21 protein-coding genes are annotated in these 18113 nt (G+C 37.1%); all 21 read right to left on the bottom strand.

The window, feature by feature from the left end; all coding sequences use genetic code 11:
* Positions 1-280: 280 nt before the first annotated feature.
* Positions 281-874: a transcriptional repressor LexA gene (gene lexA / locus PHY73_02570; GenBank protein MDD3374590.1), complete on the bottom strand. Its 594-nt coding sequence runs from the start codon at positions 872-874 to the stop codon at positions 281-283.
* Positions 875-939: 65 nt separating this feature from the next.
* Entirely contained in the window at positions 940-1548 is a 609-nt protein-coding gene (thiF, locus tag PHY73_02565) for a sulfur carrier protein ThiS adenylyltransferase ThiF (protein MDD3374589.1), read from the bottom strand.
* Positions 1548-2660, bottom strand: coding sequence for a 2-iminoacetate synthase ThiH (thiH, locus tag PHY73_02560; protein MDD3374588.1), 1113 nt, complete (start codon positions 2658-2660; stop codon positions 1548-1550). The genes thiF and thiH overlap by 1 nt, the downstream gene beginning before the upstream one ends.
* A 2-nt stretch (positions 2661-2662) precedes the next feature.
* Entirely contained in the window at positions 2663-3445 is a 783-nt protein-coding gene (locus tag PHY73_02555; protein ID MDD3374587.1) for a thiazole synthase, read from the bottom strand.
* Between the two features lie 2 nt (positions 3446-3447).
* Positions 3448-3648: a sulfur carrier protein ThiS gene (gene thiS, locus PHY73_02550; protein MDD3374586.1), complete on the bottom strand. Its 201-nt coding sequence runs from the start codon at positions 3646-3648 to the stop codon at positions 3448-3450.
* Positions 3645-4286, bottom strand: coding sequence for a thiamine phosphate synthase (thiE, locus tag PHY73_02545; GenBank protein ID MDD3374585.1), 642 nt, complete (start codon positions 4284-4286; stop codon positions 3645-3647). Before thiE ends, thiS begins: the two co-directional genes overlap by 4 nt.
* Before the next feature lie 361 nt (positions 4287-4647).
* The gene (gene lpxI / locus PHY73_02540; protein ID MDD3374584.1) at positions 4648-5475 is read right to left on the bottom strand and encodes a UDP-2,3-diacylglucosamine diphosphatase LpxI; all 828 of its coding nucleotides are present in this window, start codon (positions 5473-5475) and stop codon (positions 4648-4650) included.
* Positions 5475-6248 (bottom strand): acyl-ACP--UDP-N-acetylglucosamine O-acyltransferase, encoded by a 774-nt coding sequence (gene lpxA / locus PHY73_02535; protein MDD3374583.1) that lies wholly within the window; start codon positions 6246-6248, stop codon positions 5475-5477. The genes lpxI and lpxA overlap by 1 nt, the downstream gene beginning before the upstream one ends.
* A gap of 2 nt (positions 6249-6250) precedes the next feature.
* The gene (locus PHY73_02530; GenBank protein ID MDD3374582.1) at positions 6251-7585 is read right to left on the bottom strand and encodes a bifunctional UDP-3-O-[3-hydroxymyristoyl] N-acetylglucosamine deacetylase/3-hydroxyacyl-ACP dehydratase; all 1335 of its coding nucleotides are present in this window, start codon (positions 7583-7585) and stop codon (positions 6251-6253) included.
* A gap of 8 nt (positions 7586-7593) precedes the next feature.
* Positions 7594-8625: a UDP-3-O-(3-hydroxymyristoyl)glucosamine N-acyltransferase gene (gene lpxD, locus PHY73_02525; GenBank protein ID MDD3374581.1), complete on the bottom strand. Its 1032-nt coding sequence runs from the start codon at positions 8623-8625 to the stop codon at positions 7594-7596.
* 126 nt (positions 8626-8751) lie between these two features.
* On the bottom strand, positions 8752-9255 hold the full coding sequence (locus PHY73_02520; protein ID MDD3374580.1) for an OmpH family outer membrane protein: 504 nt from the start codon (positions 9253-9255) through the stop codon (positions 8752-8754).
* Positions 9256-9283: 28 nt separating this feature from the next.
* Positions 9284-11695: an outer membrane protein assembly factor BamA gene (gene bamA, locus PHY73_02515; GenBank protein MDD3374579.1), complete on the bottom strand. Its 2412-nt coding sequence runs from the start codon at positions 11693-11695 to the stop codon at positions 9284-9286.
* A gap of 16 nt (positions 11696-11711) precedes the next feature.
* Positions 11712-13094 (bottom strand): replicative DNA helicase, encoded by a 1383-nt coding sequence (dnaB, locus tag PHY73_02510; GenBank protein MDD3374578.1) that lies wholly within the window; start codon positions 13092-13094, stop codon positions 11712-11714.
* Entirely contained in the window at positions 13076-13519 is a 444-nt protein-coding gene (gene rplI / locus PHY73_02505; GenBank protein ID MDD3374577.1) for a 50S ribosomal protein L9, read from the bottom strand. Before rplI ends, dnaB begins: the two co-directional genes overlap by 19 nt.
* A complete protein-coding gene (gene rpsR / locus PHY73_02500) occupies positions 13516-13785 on the bottom strand; it encodes a 30S ribosomal protein S18 (GenBank protein MDD3374576.1) in 270 nt (89 codons plus the stop codon). Before rpsR ends, rplI begins: the two co-directional genes overlap by 4 nt.
* Positions 13786-13799: 14 nt before the next feature.
* On the bottom strand, positions 13800-14240 hold the full coding sequence (gene ssb / locus PHY73_02495) for a single-stranded DNA-binding protein (protein ID MDD3374575.1): 441 nt from the start codon (positions 14238-14240) through the stop codon (positions 13800-13802).
* A gap of 21 nt (positions 14241-14261) precedes the next feature.
* On the bottom strand, positions 14262-14591 hold the full coding sequence (rpsF, locus tag PHY73_02490) for a 30S ribosomal protein S6 (protein ID MDD3374574.1): 330 nt from the start codon (positions 14589-14591) through the stop codon (positions 14262-14264).
* Positions 14578-15171: an aminoacyl-tRNA hydrolase gene (gene pth, locus PHY73_02485; protein MDD3374573.1), complete on the bottom strand. Its 594-nt coding sequence runs from the start codon at positions 15169-15171 to the stop codon at positions 14578-14580. Before pth ends, rpsF begins: the two co-directional genes overlap by 14 nt.
* 4 nt (positions 15172-15175) lie before the next feature.
* A complete protein-coding gene (locus tag PHY73_02480) occupies positions 15176-15871 on the bottom strand; it encodes a 50S ribosomal protein L25 (protein ID MDD3374572.1) in 696 nt (231 codons plus the stop codon).
* 37 nt (positions 15872-15908) lie between these two features.
* Positions 15909-16847 carry a ribose-phosphate pyrophosphokinase gene (locus PHY73_02475; protein ID MDD3374571.1) on the bottom strand — a complete coding sequence of 313 codons (939 nt, stop codon included), beginning with the start codon at positions 16845-16847 and terminating at the stop codon, positions 15909-15911.
* Positions 16840-18102 carry an NTP transferase domain-containing protein gene (locus tag PHY73_02470; GenBank protein MDD3374570.1) on the bottom strand — a complete coding sequence of 421 codons (1263 nt, stop codon included), beginning with the start codon at positions 18100-18102 and terminating at the stop codon, positions 16840-16842. The genes PHY73_02475 and PHY73_02470 overlap by 8 nt, the downstream gene beginning before the upstream one ends.
* Between the last annotated feature and the right edge of the window lie 11 nt (positions 18103-18113).

Below are 18113 nucleotides of genomic sequence, written 5' to 3'. Positions count from 1 at the left end.
CAAAATTAGCCTTCCTATTTGAAACCAAGAAAAAGCACAGGGCAATCCCAATAATCATAATTTCAAACAAGCTTGATAATTCTAATATATTGGAATTAGTATTAATATTAAATATTAGTATGTTATTATATAGAAAAGCACAAAAGGTGTCAACGAAAAGCACCTAGCAAAAAACACTCAAGAAATAGGTATAAAAAACCAAGAAATGCTTAATATCTAGCAAATAAAAGAATTAGGAAATTAAAAATGGAAGATTTTTTTCTAAAGAATAAATTTCTGCCTAAAGATATCTTCGAATGCTTGTCATAACCTTGCCCATAATGGTAGTCTCTGCTGTAACAGAAATAGGCTGATATTTTGGGTTGGCCGGAACAAGAAAATAATGTGTCCCTATCTTACTAAGACGCTTGACTGTAGCCTCTTCTCCTATTAAAGCAACAACAATCTCGCCAACCTGAGCCACGGATTGTCGTCGGACCATAACAAGATCATCGGGCATAATGCCGGCTTCGATCATGCTATCTCCTTTTACGCGCAATGCAAAAATATCTGAATCTGAAAAATAAACATCATCCAAATCCACATATCCTTCGATATCTTCAACAGCCAACGTAGGATTCCCAGCAGCCACAACACCCAAAATAGGAACGCGAAAAGCTTCTTTGACCAACTCTATAGCTCTTGCCTTCCCCTCATTGACGCGAATATAGCCCTTATCAACAAGAGCTTTGAGATAATCGCGCACTGTCCCGGTTGAGGAAAAACCAAATTCTTGAGCAATCTCTCGAATTGTCGGCGGGATCTTTTCATTTCTAATCTGATTAAAAATGAAACGTAGAACGTTCTTTTGCTTACCAGTAAGATTCTTAACCATAGATAAATACTACCACACGGGCGTGTGGGTGTCAATAATTTTCAATCAATTTTCTAAAAAAAATATTACAAGCTTAAAACATGCTCTAAAACAGCATCCGCTTGTTTAGCAGCTGCAATATTAACGCGTGGAGACAACGGCGAGTTCTCTTCGCTATCAGTTTTCAGATCACCAATAAGAACAAAATTCTTTTTTATCTGATGCGTTTTAATCTCATCGCTTTGCCCGATGCCGCAAAGGCCTGAGGCAGAAACAATGAATTTATCTGTCTTCAAGAAATGTTCAACAAAAATGCTTTTATACTCCGCCTTATCAAAAGCCTCAACAACAACATCGCAATCAGCGAACAAATCATCAATATTGTTTCTTTCGATCTTTCGATCAGAAACCTCAAGACTGATGTCAGGATTAATTCGTTTAAGATTTTCGCTTAAGGCTTCAACTTTTTTCATTCCTTTTTGATCATAAAAATAAAATTGTCGATTCAGGTTTGAAAACTCTACCAAATCAAAGTCCACAATACAAAAATTCTTAAATCCAGCGCGCACCAAATTAAACGCACAATTAGACCCCAGTCCTCCGGCGCCAGCAATGCCGATTTTTACCGATTGAATCTTCTGGAACTTCTTTTCTCCAAAAACTTCCAAAAGTTTTTGCTCAAAACTGTTCGCCATTAAATCGCCATCCAATCTTTTAAAACCGGCTGATATCCTTTTTGTTCCAAAAACTTTATCATCTGCAAAACACTGCGCGTATCTGATATTTCAAATTGCACATTTTTCTTATTCTCGTCAACAATAGCTGTGTGTCCACCAACCTCAGTTGTTGATCCTGCCGACATTCGCGTAATACCCAACGATAATAAATTCTCTCGAAATTGTGCACTTTCTCTCGTCGACAATGTGATTCCTAGTCGTGGCAAGAAAATACGAAGCGCCAAAATCATCTGAACAATGCTTTTGTCCTCTACAACACAAGCTGGTTGAAACATCCCTTTGGCAGGACGCAAACGCGGAAGAGAAATGCTTATTTCTGAATCAAAGAATTTGTCTTGTAAATATTGTGCGTGAAGCCCCAGCAAAAAAACTTCTTTCTGCCACTGGGAAAGCCCTAGCAAAACGCCAATATTAACCGTGCGCATTCTTTGGCTTAAAGCTCTCTCTGGTGCATCAAGACGAAACAAATAATCTGATTTAGGTCCTGCCTGATGAACTTGACTATAAACAACTTCATCATAAACTTCTTGATAAACAGTTAATCCATCAACGCCAGCATCAATTAACTCTTTGTATTCATCGGTTGTTAACGTATAAACCTCGAGCGAAACGGAACTAAAATATTTCTGTAAAATCTTAACACATTCTTTCACGTATCCAACAGGACTTTGCGCGCGCGAGCTACCCGTCAAAAGAAGAATATGCTTTAGCCCTGTCTGCGAGATAAACTCAGCTTCCTTCTTAACCTCATCAAAACTTAATTTCTTTCTTTGAATTTTATTTTTTCGATTAAACCCACAATAAACACATTCATTCTCACAATAATTTGAAACATACATTGGAGTATATAGCTGAATTGTTTTTCCAAAATACTGTCGAGTTAGCTGACTAGATCGTGTCGCCATTTGCTCTAAAAAAGGTTCTGCCCTTGATGATAAAAAAGAAAGAAATTGATACTCTGATACATTGGGCACATTCAAAGCTTTTTGAATCATCTGAGATTCAACGTTACCAAAAAAATTCTGAATATCAAAATCCTTGTATTGCTTATAAACATCGTAAAAGCTCATAACTAAACTTTTTCTTCCTCTCTTAAGAATCCAGTTAAAGGCGACGATGCGCTAGCCTCACTTCCTGTAGAACCTAAACCCGAAAGATACCCAAGGCGCCCAGCTTGGACCGCTAACTTAAATGCTCTTGCCATCGAAACAGGATCCTCGGCAATGGCAACAGCGGTATTGACTAAAACAGCATCGCACCCAAGTTCCATGCACTCAGCCGCTTGCGTCGGACTTCCAATGCCAGCATCAACAATAACCGGAATGTTTATTTCATTAACCATGATGCGAACCAACTCTTTTGTTTTAAGTCCCCGATTACTCCCAATCGGTGCACCCAAAGGCATCACAGCTTTTGCACCAGCATCAACCAATCTTTTTGCAGCCATCAAGTCAGGACTCATATAAGGCAGAACCACAAATCCTTCTTTCGATAAAATTTCTGTTGCCTTAATTGTTTCAAAATTATCAGGAAGCAAATATTTATTATCCGAAATAATTTCAATCTTTATCCAATTGCCACAACCAACAGCCTTAGAAAGACGTGCAATACGAATCGCCTCCTCAGCGTTGCGAGCTCCAGATGTATTTGGCATCAACAAACAACTTTTCGGAATATAATCTAAAATATTTTCATCCTCTGAATCTTGATCAACGCGCCTGAGCGCAACAGTCACAACAGACGCACCTGAAGTTTCTAAAACATCTTTAATAATCTTTTTACTTGGAAATTTCCCCGTCCCAATAAACAAACGACTTTCAAGATTTTGATCCGCAATCTTTAAAATATCATTCACTTTTAACCTCCTCCAACAAAACTAATAATTTCAATAACATCATCTTCTTTAATTGCCAAAGAAGACAGATCTTCTCGATCTACAATCTTTGCGTTGTGCTCAACAACAATTTTCTTTTGACTCAAACCTCTTTGCTCTAAAAGAGCTAACAATGTTAGTTCAACCTCTATATTTTCTTCTTTTCCATTAATGCGAACTTTCATCTTTTAGCCTTTCGCATAATTTTGTTCTTTAATTCTTTTGTACTTTTCACAACATCCTCCGACGCTGCAATACAACGAATCACAGCGATGTTTCTTGCCCCTTCTTCCAGAAGACAATCAATATTCTCTAGATTAATCCCACCAATAAACACAACAGGCTTTCGGGCAACTTCTAAAACATTCTTAACATCATTAAGGCCAATAAAATAATCTTTTGTTTTTGTATAGAAAATTGGGCCAAAAGCTAAATAATCGCAATCCTGATTTTGTGCATTTTGAAATTGTTCAATCGAATGCGTTGAGACACCAATTATTCTTTCATTACCTAAAATAGCCCGCGCCTGTTCAATAGGATATTTTTCAATATCCTGCTGACCCAAATGAACCCCATCAGCATTAAGTTCTTTGGTCAAAAAAGGATCGTCATTGACAATAAAAAGAACATTATTAATCTGGCAAATTTCTTTAAGCTTTTGGCCCAAAGCCAAAAGCTCATTTTTAGACTTTTTCTTCTCCCGCATCTGAACAATATCAACTCCGCCCAAAATCGCGTCTAGCACAACTTCTTTAGTTGTTTTTGAACCGCTATATTCTTCTCCAGTAACGAAATATAAGCTATGGTCTTTGAGTTTTTGCATTATTATTTTTATGCTCTCTTAAAGAACCCAACTTACGTTGGGCTTTCTTTACATCTTCTCTTCAAAAAACCTACAAGGTAGATGAAAAAAGAAATTCCACTTCTGATCTGAAGTGGAAAATAGAACTACTTTTTCTCCCTACGCTGGCATTATCCAGATCAGGTAAAATCTGCTTTAAACGGCAGAATAACGGGTCTTCTGTCTACATCACAGCGTTCTCAGAAGCGTCCTGGCGCCCTCCCCGGTTTTATGTTAACTGATTAGACCATACGAGACCTTTTCTGTCAATAAAATTTCATAGTTTGGGCCACTTTCGCAGCGAAAGTGGCCCAAAACAAAACTTCAATATTCCTAAAAATTTTTATATACCCACAATGCAAATATTATGCTTATTCGCTAATCGCAAACAGCGATCTTCGTCAATCACAATCGTCTTTCCAGCCTCAATCGCAAGACAAGAAGCTTTTGCTTTAATCATATTTTTTATTGTTCTTGCGCCTACCACCGGAACATCAAATCGTAAATCTTGATTCGGCTTACTTGCTTTAACTACAACAGCTTTTTTTTGCGCAATTCTTCCTCCACGCAAAATTGCCTGATCTGTTCCTTCCATCGCTTCAATCGCAACAATCGCCTTATCTTTTATCACAACAGTCTGTCCAACATCTAGCTCTCCCATCTGTTTTGCAATAATAACTCCAAACTCAATGTCATCAAGCTCTTGTTGACTCGGGCCCCTTTTAGTAATCGTTCCTTTTGAAGCTAAATAATCTTTCAAAAATACAGTCGAATCTAAAAGCATCATTCCATTTTGCTTTAAAGCATCTGCTATCGCAGAAAAAATAGTATCTGCTTTTCGATCCTTAATTGCATCAAAAAGATTTTTGAACTCCTCATCAATCGGAAGATTCTCATCAAAAAGATTTCTTTGGCTTACCTGACCTGCCATAACCACATCTTCGATGTTTTCACTTTTAAAAAATTCAAAAAGTTTTTTAAGTTCTCCTGCCCCTGACCAAAAAATCTTATCAACAAACGGCGTGAGCAAAATAGACGTATCTCCTTTAATCGCAACCGCTGTCACTCGGCATCCTTGTCGTCGAGCCTCGCGAGCAAAAAGAAAGGGAAACTTTCCGTTTCCCGCAATGAGCCCAAGATTCTTTTTATTTTCTTTATTTTCTTTATCCATTAACTGCAAAGTCCTCTTTTGGAACTCTCAACAAAATTAATAAGATGCTGAATTTCCTCAGTAAGCGAAACTTTCTTTTTGATTTCTTCAACAGCATGCTTTTTTATTAAATTAGAAAAAAATAATAATTTAAAAGCTTGCTTTAAAAGTCTCACTATTTCTAAAGAAAAATTGGCGCGCTTTAAGCCAATAGAATTCAATCCATACACACGCGCTGGATGCCCATCGCACGTTGAAAAAGGCGGAATATCTTGCACAACCTTAGAACATCCACCAATAATTGAAAGCTTTCCTAATCGAACAAATTGATGAATAGCCGTCAAACCACCGACGACAGCTCCATCTTCTAATGTTACATGACCAGCAAGAGTTCCAACATTAGCAAGCGTACAATTATCTCCAATAACACAATCATGCGCCACATGAGAATAGGCCATCAAAAGATTATTGTTTCCAATAACAGTTTTTCCGCCTTCGCCTGTTCCAGGATTAACAGTTACATACTCACGAAAAATATTATCTTCTCCAATCTCAAGATAAGTCTTTTCCTCTTCCTTATATTTTCGATCCTGAGGAATGCTTCCAATAACTGCCCCTGTAAACAATGTACAATTCTTTCCTATCGTTGTATTTCCTTGGACGACACAACCCTGCCCTATTTTTACACCATCAGATAAAACAACACCTTCCCCAATAGACGCATAAGGTCCTACAATGACTGTTTTGTCTATTTTTGCCTTAGAATGGATAATCGCTGTTTTATGTATTTTCATGATCAATTGTCTAAATAAGAAAAATCCGTAAATGAAAACATTAATTCTGCCTCAACAACAACCTTGTCACCTGTTTTAGCAACACCCCTAACCTGCGCAATGCGAGATTTGCATCGCATCACATCGACTTCAAAAACAAGTTGATCGCCAGGTTCTACAACTTTTCTAAACTTAACTTTATCAATTGCCATAAAAAGAGCCAACTTGCCTTTATTCTGAGGATCTGTTAATACGGCAATACCTCCAACTTGCGCCATCGCCTCAACCATAAGAACTCCTGGCATAACAGGTTTTCCAGGAAAATGTCCCTGAAAAAATCCTTCATTTGCAGTTACATTCTTAATAGCAACAGCTCGCTTTCCGGGCTCAAGCTCAACAACGCGATCTACAAACAAGAAAGGATAACGATGTGGCAATATTTTCTGTATATCGTTAATATCAAGAACCGTCTTACCAGCGAATTCATGGCCCGTTTCTACAAATTGAGAAGCATATTTTTCTTTTTGTTCAGAAATTCTTTGCAAAAGCTTTCGATTTAAATTATGCCCACTTTTCATAGCAACCACATGCCCACAAATCGGCATTCCTAAAAGATACAAGTCTCCAATAAAATCTAAAACTTTATGTCTAGCAAATTCTTCAGGAGAGCGAAGCGTATTCTCCTTAACGCCATCATCCCCAACAACAAGCGTATTTGTATAATTAGCGCCTTTTCCCAATCCTTTTTCTTGAAGCGCTTTCGCCTCACTTTCTAAACAAAAAGTTCTCGAGCAAGCAATTTGTTCTTCAAAAATTGTCCCATCAATCTTTTTATTAAAAACTTGAGCAGACAAAGCAGGGTGATCATAATCCAACGTATATGAAATTCTAAAACTATCTGAAGGAACAATAAAAATAGAAGCCCCTTTGTCTTCAACCCAAATCGGCTCTTTAACTTCAAAAACTTCCTTTAGCGCATCTTGTTCAACAACACCAACAACCTTCAAAGCTTTTAAAAACTCAATACAACTTCCATCAAGCCCTGGCAATTCCTCTCCGTTAATTTCAATAATAATATTATCAATTTCCATGCCATAAAGCGCTGCCATCACATGTTCAACAGTATGAATAATAACTCCGTCTCTACCAATAGAAGTACAGCGCGGCATTCCCTTTCCATCAACAATAGCTGAACAATTTGCCTCAATCACCGGATGCTCGGCAAGATCAACTCTTACAAACTGAATCCCTGTATTCTTTTCTGCTGGTCTAAAAAGAAGCTTTACCTTTTTTCCTGTATGAAGACCAATGCCCTCAACAGAAACTTCTTTTTTAATTGTTTTTTGTTTTCGATTCATATCTATTGTTATTTCTGATTTTGTTCAAGAATTTCAATTCTTTTTTTCAAATCATTAATGGTCTTCACGTATTCGGGTAAACGCTGAACCGCAGCATTAATTCTTTTTGCCTTATCATGTGGCTTAGCCGGAAATCCCGAAACAATCATTTTGGGAGCAATTGATTTTGTCACGCCTGAACGGGCAGCAACAATAGTTCCTTCCCCTATTGTTAAATGTCCAGCAATGCCGACTTGACCAGCAATCGTCACTCGATCTCCTAATTGAACACTACCAGAAATACCTGTTTGTGAAATAATAATACAATGACGGCCAATGGTAACATTATGTGCAATCTGAACCAAATTATCAATTTTTGTCCCTTTGCCAATAAACGTCTTATCAAATCGCGCACGATCAACAGTGACGTTAGAACCAATCTCCACATCATCTTCAATCACAACAGTCCCAATTTGAGGAATCTTTTCATGCGCGCCGCCAACTTCATTAAATCCAAAACCATCAGATCCGATCACTGTTCCGGAATGAATAATCACGTTATTGCCGATCATAGCTCGCTCTCGGATTGTCACATTCGGATAAATCAAACATTTTGTTCCGATCTTAGTCTCATATCCGATAAAGCATCCGCTATAGACAATACTATTGTCTCCAACTTCAACTTTACTTTGAATAACCGCATGAGGGCCAATGCAGACATTTTTGCCAATCACAGCATCATCTGCAATAACAGCTGTTGGATGAATACCTTGAATATGATGAGACAAATCACCAACAACACTAACTGCTAGCTTAGAAAATGCAAAAGATGGATCTTTTGTGCAAATCAAATTTTTCTTTGTTGATAAAATATTTTCAGACACGATAATCGCCGAAGCTTTTGTCTCTTCGATTAAAGGAAAATACTTTGGGTCAGCCACAAAGGTGATATCTCCCTCCCTGGCCTCTTTAATTCCGGAGATACCTGTAACAAAAACCTTTTCATCTCCCAAGACTTTTCCATCAATTAGCTGTGCGATTTCAGCAAGAGTTTTTTGCATTTATCAATCTTTTCCAAAGAAATAAAATAGAACTAATATCAACATCCTTTGCTTTCCAAAGAAAGACCAAAATATTTTAACTTCCATACATCTTCTGGTGGAACAAAGGTCGATAAACAGCGCCTATTAATTCTTTTTGTTAAGAATATCCAAAACTTTTTCAGTGATCTCTAATTCTTTACTACCATAAATTAAAACACGATCGTTTAAAATAATATCGTATTTTTCCTTCTCGGCATAAACCTTAACAACTTCTTCAATTTCTAACAAGATTTCACGAATTTTCTCATCACGCTCTTTGCGCAAATCTGTTTGTTTCTCACGATCAAACTCAATAAGATCATTTTTATTCTTATCAATTTCTATTTTTAATTTTTCTTTTTCTTCCTCTTTAAGCAAAACAAGTTTACGCTCTGCTTCTTGAATTTTCTCAAGCTTTTTGTTTCGTTCCTTTTGATATTCTGTGCTCTTCTTTTCTAACGTTTGATCATAATTACTTGTTTTAGAATATTCATCAAAAACACGACTCAGATTAACATATGCAATTCTAAGAGAAGACTGTGCATAGCTAACCGTTGTTAATGATAATGCTAAAATCATTGCCAAGAACAAACCAATAACTTTTTTCATAAAAACCTCCTTATTAATTAATTATATATTAAAACGATCGACTAATGCTGAAATAAAACTTTCCTGTTCTGTCATCTTCTCCTGACACATCATTGAGAGGATATCCGTAATCTAAATTAATCGGGCCAATTGGCGTCTTGATCCGAAGCCCTAAACCTGTTCCTGATTTTAAATCTCCTGTTCCAAAGTCTTCCATATCTGTCCAAACGTTACCAACATCAAAAAATGTTGCAAGTTTAATAAAATCAACCAAAGGAATAGTGTATTCAACATTGAAAATCAACAAGCTATCTCCTCCAATAGGATCATTTGTTGCTGAATCAAGAGGACCAACCTTTCTTTCGTCATACCCTCGGATTGTCCTGGCTCCACCAGCAAAAAAACGTTCATAAATTGGAACCTCGTCAGAATCACCAAAAGCAGTAACCAATCCCGTTCTTAGGCGAAATTCTAAAACTGTATCATCTAATATCGGGACCAAATAACTTGTCCTTGTTTGGATGCGATAAAAATTCTTGTCACCTCCTAGAAATCCACCCGCATAATCAAAAGTTCCCCCTAAAACAAGTCCTTTTGTTGGACTAAAAATATTATCGCGAGAATCATGCGTTAAACTAAAACTTAACGAACTTATCGTATTTGTTCCAACCTCTTTTTGCAACTCAGAACCAGCACTCGTATCCAAATTACTAATTGTGATTTCTTCCATGCGATATACTGTCCCTGCAGACAAATATTCTGTTAGCTGTTTTCCAAGGCGAAGATCGCCTCCAGTTCGCTCTTCGTCATACGCATAGCCTGTGTCTGACTCACGATCAGTTTTTGTTTGGTAAAGATCAAACCCACCTGATATTGGATAATCAAAAATCCATGGCTCGGTAAAGCTTAAACGTGCATTATTACGCACAGAACCAAGTTCGGCACGAACCAAAATATCCTGACCTCCTCCTGTGAATGTTGGCCAATTTGCAAAATCAAAATTCTTTTGTTCAATCTCAAAAAAACCAACCAATTGATCGACGGTACTATATCCGCCACCAAAACTAAAACTCCCTGTTTTAGCCTCCTTAACCTGAACAACTAAATCTTTTTTATTCGAATAAGACGTATCTTGAACGTCATAATCAATTTCTTCAAAATATCCTAAATTCTTCAAACGCTCTTTGCTGCGACGCAGCTTAGCCCCATCAAAAACATCTCCTGGCTTTAAGCGCAATTCACGACGAACAACGATATCTCTCGTCCTTGTATTTCCTTGAATATTGATTTTATTCACATACGCAATATCACCCTCTTGGATGTTAAGACGCACATCCACTTTTCCTGTTTCAGGATTAATCGAAGTTGCGTCCTGAATATTAACAAAGATATATCCTTTATCAAAATAATTCGAATTAAGACGAGAAATTGCTTCGTCCATTTTTTTAGGCGTAAACGTCTCATCTGACTTTAGCTCTCCTAAGGCCTCAACAATTTCTTTATCTGTAAAAACAATGTCATTACCTTCAAAAACGATATCCCCAACAAAATACTGTTTTCCTTCTTCAACGCTAATGTTGATAATCAGTTTTGATTTTTCAACCTGTTCAATAGCATATGTCGCTTTTGCATCTAAAAAGCCATCATCCGCATAAAGAAATGCGATACGCTCCATGTCTTCTTCTAAAATATCACTCTTTAAATACCCAGAAGTAAAAAGAGAATCTGCCCTAGTTTTTATCGCACGGATTATTTGTTTATAGCTAAAAAATTTATTTCCTGAAATATTAATCTTTTTAATCTTAACCCGCTGGCCTTCCTCAATAATATAATGAAGCGTCACCTTGCTGTTCTGCTCATCAGTCGTTACATCAACGTCAATGACAACATCTGTCAAACCTTTCTTGGCATACAAATCTGCTATAATCTTTTTGTCTTCTTTCAAATTCTTTCGGTCAAAGAAACGTCCTTCTTTGCTCTCAATTTTTAATGTCAATGCACGCGTACTATAATAAGTTGTCTTTGAAAATGTAATTTTATCGATCACAGGCTTTTCCGTTAAATAAATAATAACTTTTACACCACCTTCATAATCTTCTTTTTCAATAGCAACATCAGAAAAATATCCAGTATTAAAAAGTCTTTTAATATCATCTCCAGCAATATTTGATGAATACTCATCTCCAACTCGTATTTTAATTTTTGCTAAAATAGCGGTTGTACCAATTGTTTTATTTCCTTGAATATCAATAACCTTAACGATTTTAGACGTTTTATCCTGATCTGCTTGCTCTTCTGAAAGAAATTCATCCATTTGTTTTTTTGCAGGAGTTTCACCCTTTTGTTCTTCTAAAAGAGAATCATCCATTTTGCTTTCTGCCGTATCATACTGAGCAAAACAAAAACTTGTTAGCGCTAATCCTAAACAGCAAAAAATCATTAGGCAAAATATCTTTTTCATCACACGTCCTCTCTGCTTATTCAGATCTGGTTGCTAAATTCTCAAATTTCATATATTCTTTAATAAATGTCGCCTTATTTGTTCCAACAGGTCCATTTCTTTGTTTCGCAATAATTATTTCAGCGATGCCTCTGTTTTCTTCGGTAGGATTATAATATTCCTCGCGCATAAGCAAAACAACAAGATCTGCATCTTGTTCGATCGCGCCAGATTCACGAAGATCAGAAAGCTGCGGCCTATGGTCTTGTCGACTTTCTACAGCACGAGAAAGCTGACTAATGCCAATAACAGGAACGCTAATTTCACGCGCAAGAGCTTTAAGTGATCGAGAAATATCAGAAATTTCCTGTTGCCGGCTATCCGCGCGCGCACTTCCTCGCATTAGCTGCAAATAATCAACAATAATAAGTTGAATATCATGGCTTGCCTTCAATCGTCTTGCCTTTGTACGTAACTCCAAAACAGAAATCGCTGGCGTATCATCAATAAAAATAGGTGCCGCTGATAATTTTCCTGCAGCTGCTGTTAGCTTGGGCCAATCTGATGGAAGCAAGAATCCACTTCGAACCTTATGCGCATCAACGCGTCCATGAGAACAAAGCATACGTTGAACAAGTTGTTCTTTTGACATTTCCAAGCTAAAAATCGCAACTCCCGCTCCATTTTCTACTGCAGCATATTCTGCCACATTCATCGCCCATGAACTTTTTCCCATAGATGGACGCCCAGCCACAATAACCAAATCTGACTTCTGAAGGCCAGAAGTCATTTTGTCAAATTCAGTAAAACCTGTTGAAATACCAGTAATATATTCTTTTCGTTGGTACAAATTATCAATTGTTTCGATGGTCTCTTTAATGAGCTCCTTAATATGCATAGCATCTTGCTTAAGACGTGCTGTTGCAATCTGAAAAATAAGCTTTTCAGCGCCATCCACAAGCTCATCAATGTCAACTCCCGGCTTATAACTCTCGGCAATAATTTGTGTTGCATTTTTAATAAGTTGTCGCTGGATATTTTTTTCTTTAACAATGCGCGCATAATGCTCAATGTTAGCCGAAGAAGGAACCAAATCAATCAATACTGTTAAGTAGCTAACACCCCCAACTTCATCTAAAATTCCCTGAGATTTTAGTTCGTCAGAAAGTGTAATAAGATCAACATTTCTTCGATCATTGTAAAGTTTTAAAATCGCATCAAAAATTCGTTGATGAGAAAACTCATAAAAAGATTCAGCGCTCAAATTTTCTGCAGCTAAACCAATGGCCTCTTGATCAATCATCATTGATCCTAGCACTGATTTCTCTGCCTCAATATTCTGAGGCGTTACTTTTCCATCTGCAAAAGATTGAAAAACATCCTGAGAGTTACGTGCGGTTTTTATTTCTTGGTTACCCATACTCTAACTTTTGCTGTTACCTCTGGATGGACACGAACACCAACTTCAAAAATGCCCAACTCTTCAATTGGCTGCTCGATCACAATATCTTTTTTGTTAATGTCAAAACCTTCATCATTAATTGCTTTGGCAATATCAGTCTCTGAAATAGCTCCATACAATTTTTCTAAATCGTTAACTTCAACATTAATCGTACAAGAAACACCTGACAATTTCTTTGAAAATTCTTCTGCCTGTGCTTTTCTCTCTAATGCTTCAGCTTGATGCTTTGCTTTTTGTTTTTCAACCCTCTTTAAATTCTGAGCCGTTGCAAGATAGGCTTGTTTTTGAGGAATTAGAAAATTTCGAGCAAAACCATCTTTAACCTTTATGACATCCCCGACTTTTCCTAGCTTATCTATGCTTTGTGATAAAATAACTTTCATTTTAAAAACCTCTTTGATGATCCGACAGGAACAAGAGCTAAAAATTTAGCTTGCTTTGCCGCTTTTGTTAGATCCCGCTGTTGCTTTGAATTTGCCCCGGTAAATCGTCGAGACATAATTTTGCCATTTGTTGTCGTGACTCTTAACAACAAATCAATACTCTTATAGTCAATTTTTGTATCCTTCGGAAGACCAATTCGAACGCGTGGACGTCGAGCGACCTTCTTTCGATCTAATTTCTTTTTATCATCTTTTTTTCTTAGCATTATTTTTTCCTTTTTTAAACTGCATTTTCTTCTTCATCCCAAGAAATATTCTCTGGCTTCAGAGAATCTTCTACCTGAGTATCTGCATCAAGGCTTTCTTCACCTTTTAATGCAGAATCTTTTGAAGAACCTAAAAATTGAACTCGCTCAGCCCTAACTTCAATAGTATTTCTTTTTTGCCCATCATTTGTTTCCCATGAACGCGATTGAAGTGTTCCTTCAACAAAAATAGGACTCCCTTTTGCCAAATACTGATTACATGCTTCTGCTTGCTTGTCCCAAGCCGTTACTGTAATAAAACATGTTTCTTCTTTTAGCTCTCCTGAGGCTCGATCGCGATATTTTCGATTCACCGCAACGCGTAAATTGACAACTCCAACACCGTTAGGCGTATAACGCAATTCAGGGTCTTTTGTTAAATTTCCAATTAAAAATATTTTGTTTAAACTCGCCATTCCTTTATTCCTCTCTTTTCCTTATTTCGACTCAGCATTAGATTTCGACTCACCGCTGGATTTCGACTCAACATTAGTAATCACAAAGCGAAGAATATCTTCGTTTGCGCTCAAAATCTTATGGATCTTTATCACAGAAGCTTGCTTACTTTCAAAATTAATCAGATAATATGTTCCTTCTGTCCGATTCTTAATTTTAAATGTAAACTTATGCTTCTCTAGCCAAACTTGACTATTGATCACCTTACCTTCGCCTTTGGCGATACCATCAGCAGCTGCCTTAATAACCTTTTCTTTTTCATCCTGACTTAAGTGAGCATCTAGGATAACAACTAATTCATACTTCTTCATTTTTATTCCTTTTGTTAAATATGGCCATTGCCTGACTTATTCCTTCTTTTAAAAAAACCAAAAAACAACTAACAGCTTTTTGTATTTGCTCATCTAGCTGTTTTTTTTCTCTCGCGCTAAAATCAGAAAGAACAAAATCGGTTGCACTCTTCTTTCCATTCGGCGATCCAACACCAAGTCTTAATCGCGAAAACTCTTGTGTCATCAACTTATCAATAATCGACTGAAGTCCGTTATGTCCGCCAGCACTTCCTTTGTTTCGTATACGCAAAGAACCAAAATCAATATGAAAATCATCATACGCAACCAAAAGATTCTGTTGCGCAATTTCTTTATCCTCAACAACCTTTCGAACAGAAACACCAGAACAATTCATATACGTTTGGGGTAACAGCAAAAAAACATCTTTTCCTTCAATATTGCCATGGCCCAAAAAACCTTGGTATTTTGAACTTCGAATAAATTTTATTTTATACTTTTCTGCTAATTCTGAAACAACTAAAAATCCAAAATTATGCCGCGTAAATTGATACTCTTTTCCAGGGTTTCCTAACCCAATAATAAGATAACTTTGAGACAAGCGGCTAACCTTCTAATTTTTCTTCTTTTTCAGAATCTGCTTTTTCAGAAGCAGCTTCTTTTTTCTTCTCTTTAATAACTTCAGGTTCTGTCGTCGCGTCCTCTTCAGAAGGCTCTTCTTCAATCTCTCTCATCGGAGGAGCAATCGAAACAACAATAGACTCCAAGTCATGTTCTGTCACAACACCCTCTGGAAAAACAAGATCTTTAACATGAAGCGCATCATGAATATCAAGATCAGAAACATCAACATCAATATGCGAAGGAATTTTTGTCGGCAAACAAATAACATCAATTTCCCGAAGATGGTGATCCACAGATCCACCGTTTTTCTTGACACCAACAGCATCACCTTGAACATGAATTGGTATTTTAACCTCAATTTTTTCTGTCAAAGAAATACGAATAAAATCAATATGCAAAAGGGAATCGCTCACTGGATGATGCTGAACCTCTTTAACAAGAGCTGCATAATCGCGTAACTTTTTTTCACCATCTAAAACATTTAAATGAAAAACAACGCTTTCTCCTCGATGCTCACGCCTAATGCGCTCAAATGACCTACGATCAACCTTAATCGCAGTTGGATCTTTATGCTCACCATAAACAATCGCCGGAATACAATCTTCCTTACGAACTTTTTGAGAACCTTCTTTTCCTATTTGACTTCTAATTTGTACGTCTAATTTTATTTCTTCCATTTTGTCATCTACCCGCCTTCTTATTTTTCACTTTTGATTAATCAAATAAGCAACTAATAGATTCTTCGTTATGAGTTCTCTTAATCGCTTCTGCCAACAAAGCAGCAACACTTAAAACTTTTATCTTTGGATTCTTTTTAGAATCTTCCAGAGGAATACTATTGGTAATTACAACCTCTTTTAAAATGTCACATTCTTCAATTCTTTTTAACGCATCCCCGGACAAAACGCCATGACTTACAGCCGCATACGCTTCAATAACGCCTCGTTTTTTCAGCTCTTCAATCGCCTCAACCAACGAACCGGCAGTTGCGATAATATCATCCACCAAAACAACTTTCTTACCTTTCACATCACCCAAAATATGCATAACTTCTGTTTTTTCTGGGCTATCTCGTCTCTTGTCAACAATGGCTAAATCTGCAGATAATTTTTTAGCATAAGCCCGCGCCATTTTAATGCCACCGACATCAGGAGAAACAACCACTAAATCTTTCATTTTCTTGTTAATAAAATATTCGCTAATCGTATTAATCGCATAAACATGGTCGACTGGGATATCAAAAAAACCTTGAATCTGGCTTGCATGTAGATCCATTGTCAACACGCGATCAGCCCCAGCACCAGTAATAAGATTAGCGACAAGCTTAGCCGTAATTGGAACTCTTGGTTGATCTTTTCTATCTTGTCTTGCATATCCATAATACGGAAGCACCGCTGTAATTCGTCTAGGCGATGCACGCCTAATCGCATCAATTAAAATTAAAAGTTCCATAAAATTATCATTTGTCGGACGACACGTTGACTGAACAATAAAGACATCTTTTCCACGAACATTTTCTTCAATATGGACTCGAATCTCACCTTCGCTAAAACGTCCAACAAGCGCTTTTGTCAAAAATATCCCGAGATGCTGACAAATTTCTTTTGCTAATTCAGGGTTAGCGTTACCTGTAATAATTGCTAATTTATTCATTCGTCTTTCCTTTCGACTTTATTCTTCCAGGAACTCCAACCATTGTTTTTCCATTGGGAACATTTCTATTTTTAGGGACAACACATCCAGCCGCTGTCATAGCTTTTTTGCCAATCTTAACAGGAGCCACTAAAATCGAATCTGACCCAATAAAAGCTTGATCACCAATCACCGTTTTACTCTTTTTTATTCCATCATAATTTGCGGTCACAACACCTGCACCAATATTAACCTTTTTACCAACAACCGTATCACCTAAAAATCCAAAATGTTTCATCAAGCTTTGTTCGCCAACTGTTGATCGAGACACTTCAGTAAAGTTCCCAATCTGAGCACCATCTTTAATACGAGACTGAGGACGAATATGGCAAAATGGACCTAGTTTACATCGTTTGCCAATAACAACATCATTTTCAATAAATGCAAACGGATAAACAATGGTATCCTGTCCAACCTTAACGTTTGCTCCAATATAGGTTGTGTTCGGATCAACAATCGTAACACCTTGATCCATTAATTTATCTAACGTTCTTTTGTTCAAAATACGATTTGCCTCTGCGAGATCTTTGCGCGTATTGATGCCTAATCCTTCTGCAGGATTGTCTAACTTTATAACGCGAACATCTTTATTCTCTTTAACAAAAACAGAAATAATATCTGTTAGGTAATATTCATTCTTTTTTTTATTTACTGCAATCTTCTTCAAGCCGTCAAACAAATCCTGCGCCTTAAAACAATAAAGCCCTGTATTAATTTCACAAATAGACTTTTCTTTTGGCGTTGCATCTTTATCTTCGCGAATTGCAACCACATTATTTCCATTTTTACGGATAACCCGTCCATACCCTTTAGGGTTCTTAAGTTCTGCGCTTAAAAACGTACACGCAGCCTTAGATCTTTGATGGGCAACTAAAAGCTTTCGAACGCTTGCCACTTTCAAAAGTGGCACATCTCCGCATAAAACTAAAATATCACCCTTAAAATTTTTAAAACAAGATTGCGCAGATTTAATGGCATCAGCTGTACCTAAAAGCTTCTCTTGAAGCGCTATATGGATATCTGATCCAAACTTCTTTTCAATGAGCTCGTGCCCGTGACCCAAAACAATACATATCTTCGAACTAGCTGCTTTAGCCGTATCAACCACATAATCAATCATCGCTCGCTCACAAACGCTATGCAAAACTTTTGGTTCCTCGGAATTCATCCGGGTCCCCTTACCTGCAGCCAAAATAATCGAGCCAGTTTGAACCATGGTTATACTTC

The organism is Candidatus Omnitrophota bacterium, assembly GCA_028693815.1.
In the GTDB taxonomy this organism is placed as follows: Bacteria; Omnitrophota; Gorgyraeia; order Zapsychrales; family Aceulaceae; genus Aceula.
The sequence above is the reverse complement of the archived record's forward strand: the minus strand, read 5'-3'. Positions and strand labels throughout refer to the sequence as shown.